Source organism: Streptomyces carpinensis, from assembly GCF_002154505.1.
In the GTDB taxonomy this organism is placed as follows: Bacteria; Actinomycetota; Actinomycetes; order Streptomycetales; family Streptomycetaceae; genus Streptomyces; species Streptomyces carpinensis.
Genome location: NZ_MUBM01000588.1, coordinates 1 through 5363 on the forward strand (window position 1 = coordinate 1; position 5363 = coordinate 5363).

6 protein-coding genes are annotated in these 5363 nt (G+C 70.5%); 2 read left to right on the forward strand and 4 right to left on the reverse strand.

Annotated elements, in window-relative coordinates; all coding sequences use genetic code 11:
- Positions 1–37 precede the first annotated feature (37 nt).
- Positions 38–1618 carry a flavin-containing monooxygenase gene (locus BZY54_RS46535; RefSeq protein WP_086731365.1) on the reverse strand — a complete coding sequence of 527 codons (1581 nt, stop codon included), beginning with the start codon at positions 1616–1618 and terminating at the stop codon, positions 38–40.
- A 229-nt stretch (positions 1619–1847) separates the two neighbouring features.
- On the opposite strand from BZY54_RS46535, the gene BZY54_RS46540 reads away from it, so the two are divergent.
- Positions 1848–2468 carry a MerR family transcriptional regulator gene (locus BZY54_RS46540; protein ID WP_086731366.1) on the forward strand — a complete coding sequence of 207 codons (621 nt, stop codon included), beginning with the start codon at positions 1848–1850 and terminating at the stop codon, positions 2466–2468.
- An 11-nt stretch (positions 2469–2479) separates the two neighbouring features.
- Here the strand turns inward: BZY54_RS46540 and BZY54_RS46545 are convergent, their stop codons facing one another.
- On the reverse strand, positions 2480–3283 hold the full coding sequence (locus BZY54_RS46545; protein ID WP_086731367.1) for an exodeoxyribonuclease III: 804 nt from the start codon (positions 3281–3283) through the stop codon (positions 2480–2482).
- A 107-nt stretch (positions 3284–3390) separates the two neighbouring features.
- Here BZY54_RS46545 and BZY54_RS46550 point away from each other — a divergent pair, with 107 nt between their 5' ends.
- A complete protein-coding gene (locus BZY54_RS46550; protein WP_086731368.1) occupies positions 3391–3867 on the forward strand; it encodes a GNAT family N-acetyltransferase in 477 nt (158 codons plus the stop codon).
- 46 nt (positions 3868–3913) lie between these two features.
- Here the strand turns inward: BZY54_RS46550 and BZY54_RS46555 are convergent, their stop codons facing one another.
- Together BZY54_RS46555 and BZY54_RS46560 are read right to left on the reverse strand one after the other, a co-directional pair.
- Positions 3914–4663 carry a glycosyltransferase family 2 protein gene (locus BZY54_RS46555; RefSeq protein WP_086731370.1) on the reverse strand — a complete coding sequence of 250 codons (750 nt, stop codon included), beginning with the start codon at positions 4661–4663 and terminating at the stop codon, positions 3914–3916.
- Positions 4664–4671: 8 nt separating this feature from the next.
- A complete protein-coding gene (locus tag BZY54_RS46560; RefSeq protein ID WP_086731369.1) occupies positions 4672–5292 on the reverse strand; it encodes a UTRA domain-containing protein in 621 nt (206 codons plus the stop codon).
- Between the last annotated feature and the right edge of the window lie 71 nt (positions 5293–5363).

The window sequence follows — 5363 nt, forward strand, 5'->3', positions numbered from 1 at the left end:
GGCGCGTACGGGGCGGAGGAGACGGGGGTCGGACGGCTCACGCCTCCACCACCTCCGCCTGCACCTCGGCGCTCGCCCCGGCACTCACGCCGGCGCTCACATCGGCGCTCACATCGGCGCTCGCCTCGATGTTCTTCCCGGCGGGCGCCCGGACGACCTGGTACTCCGCGAGGTCCACCCGCCGCGTGGCGCGGCGGAACTCGGTCGTCGTACCGGGCCAGACGGTGGTGTTGCGGCCGTTGGCGTCCAGGTACCAGCTGGTGCAGCCACCGGTGTTCCACACGGTCCGCTTCATGCGCTCCTGCACCTTGCGGTTCCAGGCGTTCACGGCGCTCGGGCGGGCGTCGAGGGCGACCCGGCCACCGAGGACGTTCAACTGCCGCAGGTAGTCGGCCATGTAGTTCAGCTGGGACTCGATCATCAGGATCATCGAGGAGTTGCCGAGGCCGGTGTTGGGACCGATGATCGTCATCCAGTTCGGGAAGCCGGCCGCACTGGCGCCGCGCAGCGCGGCCATGCCGTCCTCCCAGGTCTCGGCGAGCGTACGGCCGTCCGCGCCGACGACCCGCTCGGCGATCGGCATGTCGGTGACGTGGAAGCCCGTACCGAAGATGATCGCGTCGACCTCGGCCTCGGTGCCGTCGGCGGCGACGACGGTCGAGCCGCGGATCTCACCGAGGCCGCTCGCCACCACGTCCACGTTGTCCTGCGCGAGCGCCGGATAGTAGGCGCTGGACAGCAGGATCCGCTTGCAGCCGATGCGGTAGTCCGGGGTGAGCTTGGCGCGCAGCGCCGGGTCCTTGATGGCACGGGCCATGTTGCGCTTGGCCAACTGCTCGACGAAGCCGAGTTCGTCGGGGTGCTTGGTGAACGCCTGGACCTGCAGCTCCCGGATGCCCCACAGCAGCCCGCGGCGCAGCTGGGTGGTGAGCGGCAGCGCCCGGTGCAGCGAGCGTTCCACCCCGCTGATGGCGCGGTCGACGCGGGGCATCACCCACGGCGGGGTGCGCTGGAAGAGGGTGAGGCGGGAGACCTCGGGCTGGATGGACGGCACGATCTGGATGGCGGACGCACCGGTGCCGACCATGGCGACCCGCTTGCCGGCGAGGTCGTAGTCGTGGTCCCAGCGGGCGGAGTGGAAGACCTTGCCGGGGAAGGATTCCAGGCCCGGGATGTCCGGGATCTTCGGGTCGGACAGCGGCCCGGTGGCGGAGACCACGACGTCGGCGGAGAGGTTCGCGCCGGTCGTCTCGATGTCCCAGCGCAGCAGCTCCGTGTTCCAGGTCATCCTCTTGACCTCGGAGTTGAAGCGGATGTGCGGGCGGAGCCGGAAGACGTCGGCGACGTGCTCCAGGTAGGCACGGATGTGCCGCTGCCCGGAGAAGGTGCGCGGCCACTCGGGGTTGGGGGCGAAGGAGAAGGAGTAGAGGTGGGAGGGCACGTCGCAGGCGCACCCCGGATAGCTGTTGTCGCGCCAGGTGCCGCCGACGCTGTCGGCCCGTTCGAGGACGACGAAGTCGGTGATCCCCTCCCGGCGCAGCCGCACGGCGGCGCCCAGCCCGCCGAATCCGGACCCGATCACCGCCACCCGTACGTGCTCGTGCTCCTGCTCGGCCATTGAGCGCCCCTCCATGACTCGGACTCGCGTGATCCGCGTGCCGCGACGCGTGTCCAGCTTCCAGCGACTCTGCCAGTGACCACTGGCGCAATGAGGAGCGTAGAGGAGCTCCGTACTGATGGGTAGGGGTCGCGCCGGGAAAGTTACCGGCGGTACAACATAGGCTTCCGCTGTGGCAGAAGACGCTGGACGACGCGACGGACGAGGCGGGAGCCCACGCGAGTACCGCATGGAGGAGCTGGCCCGGCTGGCCGGCATCACCGTGCGCACCCTGCGCTTCTACCGCGAGCGCAAGCTGATCCCGCCGCCCCGCCGCGAGGGCCGTATCGCCTGGTACGACGACCACCACCTGGCCCGGCTGCGCACCATCTCGGCCCTGCTGGAACGCGGCCACACCCTGAACGGCATCGCCGAACTGGCCGAGGCCTTCGACCACGGCCGCGACGTCGGCGAACTGCTGGGCCTGGGCGCCCCCACCGAGGAGACCCCGGTCCGCCTGACCCCGGAGGAACTCGCCGACCACTTCGCGGGCGAGGTCACCGCCGAGAACCTGGCCGCCGCCCTGGAACTCGGCTACCTCGGCACCGACGGCGACGAGATCGTCCACATCAGCCGCCGGCTGCTGGACGTCTCCGCCGCCCTGGTCCGCGAGGGCATCCCGCTCGCCGAGGTCCTCGCCGCCGCCCACCGCGTCCGCGAACACGCCGACGCCCTGGCCGAGTTGTTCACCGACCTGGTCACCCGCCACGCCCCCGAGGACGACATCCACCGTTTGCGCCCCCTGGCGAAGAGCGTGGTGGAGGCGGAACTGTCGATGGCCCTGGACCGGCGGTTGCGCAAGCAGCCCTGACGCCCAGCCTTCTAGAGGTCGTACACGACCGTCACCGGGGCGTGGTCCGACCACCGTTCGGCATGGGTGGCCGCCCGCTCCACGAAACCCTTGACGGCCTTGGCCGCGAGGCCGGGCGTGGCCACGTGGTAGTCGATGCGCCATCCCGAGTCGTTGTCGAAAGCGCGGCCCCGGTAGGACCACCAGCTGTACGGCCCCTCGGCGTCCGGGTGCAGGTCCCGTACGACGTCGACATAGCCGCCGGCCCCGGGGCTGAGGACTGTGGTCAGCCACTCCCGTTCCTCCGGCAGGAAGCCGGAGTTCTTGGTGTTGCCGCGCCAGTTCTTCAGGTCAGCCCGCTGGTGGGCGATGTTCCAGTCACCGCAGACGAGTACCTCGCGGCCGTCGGCGGCGGCGCGTTCGCGCACTTCCTTGAGGTGGGCGAGGAACTCGCCCATGAAGCGGATCTTCTCGTCCTGCCGTTCGGTGCCGACCTCGCCGGAGGGCAGGTACAGACTGGCCACCGTGACACCGGGCAGATCGACCTCGACGTACCGTCCGCTGGTGTCGAACTCGGCCGAACCGAAGCCCACCCGGACGCGGTCGGGCTCGCGCCGGCTGTAGATCGAGACGCCCGCGCGGCCCTTGGCGGCGGCGGGCGCGTGCACCACGTGCCAGCCATCGGGCGTGCGCACGTGCTCGGGCAGCTGGTGCGGCTCGGCGCGCACCTCCTGCAGGCACAGCACGTCGGCCCCGGTCCCCGCGAGCCACTCCACGAAGCCCTTCTTGGCGGCGGCACGCAGCCCGTTCACATTGGCGGAGGTCACAGTCAGCACCCGGGCACTTTACCGGCACACTGGACGGGGCCTCGTAAGAGACCGCCCGCGCACTCTCCTGTTACCGACTCCCCCTTGGGGGACTGCATTGATATACGGTGCCTAACATGATTTTCCGCCCTGTGCCCTTCGACCACCCGGACGCCGTCAAGCTGAACGACGAGGTCCAGGCCGAGTACCACGTGCGCTACGGCGACGGAGGCGACGCCACACTGCTGGAGCCGGACGACTTCCGGCCGCCGAACGGTGTGTACCTGATCGCCTACGACGAGGACGGCACCCCCGTCGCCACGGGTGGCTGGCGCAGCCAGGACAAGAACGCCGAGGGCAACGAGGACGGCGACGCCGAACTGAAGCGGATGTACGTGATCGAGTCCATGCGCGGCCGGGGCCTGGCCCGCCGCATGCTCGCCGAGCTGGAGGCCGACGCCCGTGCCGCCGGCCGTGTCCGGATGGTCCTGGAGACCGGCGACCAGCAGCCGGAGGCCATCGCGCTGTACGCCTCCAGCGGCTACGAGCCCTGCGCCAAGTTCGGCTACTACCGGGAGTACGAGTCGAGCATGTGCTTCGCCAAGCCGCTGTAGCCGGCGGACGGCCGACGGCGGCAGCGGCCCGGCCTCGCGGGCGCGGTCACGGATGCCAGGTGCTGAGCTTCGCGAGGGCCTCGGCGCGTTCCTCGATCACCTTCATACGGGCGCGCCGCTCGGCGTCGTGGTGATGCGCGCTCTGCGCGGTCGTCTGCCCGGGCCACTTCCGGTACAGCAGCCCGCACTCCTCGATGAACCATCCGGTGCTCACCGCGTTCAGTGCCATCAGCAGTCCCGTGTCCTCGGACGAGGGGAGAGCCATCCATCCCCCCAGCGCCGTCACGAGGTCGCGGCGGGCGCACAGTGTCGCCGGGTGGACCTGCGCCCGGTAGTCGTGCGTCCGCCACCGTTCGAGGACGGCGCCCCGTGCGATGGGGCCGGGCGGCGGGTCGCCCTCGAACCCGACGGTCGATCCGTCCGGAAGCAGGTCGAGCACTCGGGAGGTCGTCCACGCGATGCCGTCGTGGCCGGCCAGGGCCTCGATGTCGCGCAGCAGTGCGCCGGGCGTGAGCATGTCGTCCGCGTCCAGCACCTTGACGAAGTCGCCACGGGCACGGGCGAGCGCCATCGTGCGGGCCATGCCGGCGCGCCCCCGCCTTCCCTGCTGGAAGCTGATGCGCGGGTCGTCGGGGACGTGCGGCCGTACGTCGCCCGTCTCGCCGTCCTCCTGGACGACCCACTCCCAGTCCCAGCCGGGAGGCATCTCCTGCCGGGTGAGCGAGGCGTGGGCGTCGACGAGGTACCGGGCGCTCGGCCCGTGAACCGGTGTGATCACCGACACGATGTTCGTCAAACGACCGGTCACCACCTTTCCAGCTGGGTCACACACTTGACGGTGTAGCGGTCACCGGGCAGCACGACGTCCGCCACCTCCACGATCCGCCCGTTCGGATCGTGGAGGGTCTTCCGGACGTCCAGCACCGCCACACCCGGCACCAGACCGAGTTCCTCGGCCTCCTCCACCGTGGGCGGACGCGCGGTCACGACCTCCTCGACGCGCACGACCTCGATCCCCACCGTGAAGAGCTGGTGCATGGTCCCGCCGGGCCACGGCTCCTGGGTCTGGTCGAGCAGTTCGGGGTTCTTCTGCGCCACCTCGTACGGAATGTAGGACCGGGCGATGTTCAACGGCTCGCCCTCGTCGACACTGCGCGTGCGGTACGTCCGTTTGAGTACGGCGGCGCCCGGCTCGATGCCCAGCGCCACGGCGAGCTCCTGGGGCGCCTCGATCCGCTCGTACTCGGCGTGGAACGCCAGTTGCTCGGTGCCGAGGCCCGTGTCCCGCTCGGTGGCGCCCCTGCTGCCGCGCTCCCTCAGATCCGCGCGCGCCCGGTCCTTCTCCCACTGGTGGCGAAGATTGCTTCGCTCGGCTCGCCGGCGCTGCCCGCGTACGAAGTCGACCTTCTCGTACCGCTTCGCCATCTGAGGCCTCCTCGGTGCCCACAGTATTGGCTTCGCCGCCGTACGACACGTCAGAGCCCCGGTCGGTGATC

Coding starts and splice junctions, on each gene's coding strand:
- BZY54_RS46535 (WP_086731365.1), bottom strand. CDS start 1,618: ATGGCCGAGCAGGAGCACGAGCACGTACGGGTGGCGGTGATCGGGTCC.
- BZY54_RS46540 (WP_086731366.1), top strand. CDS start 1,848: ATGGAGGAGCTGGCCCGGCTGGCCGGCATCACCGTGCGCACCCTGCGC.
- BZY54_RS46550 (WP_086731368.1), top strand. CDS start 3,391: ATGATTTTCCGCCCTGTGCCCTTCGACCACCCGGACGCCGTCAAGCTG.
- BZY54_RS46560 (WP_086731369.1), bottom strand. CDS start 5,292: ATGGCGAAGCGGTACGAGAAGGTCGACTTCGTACGCGGGCAGCGCCGG.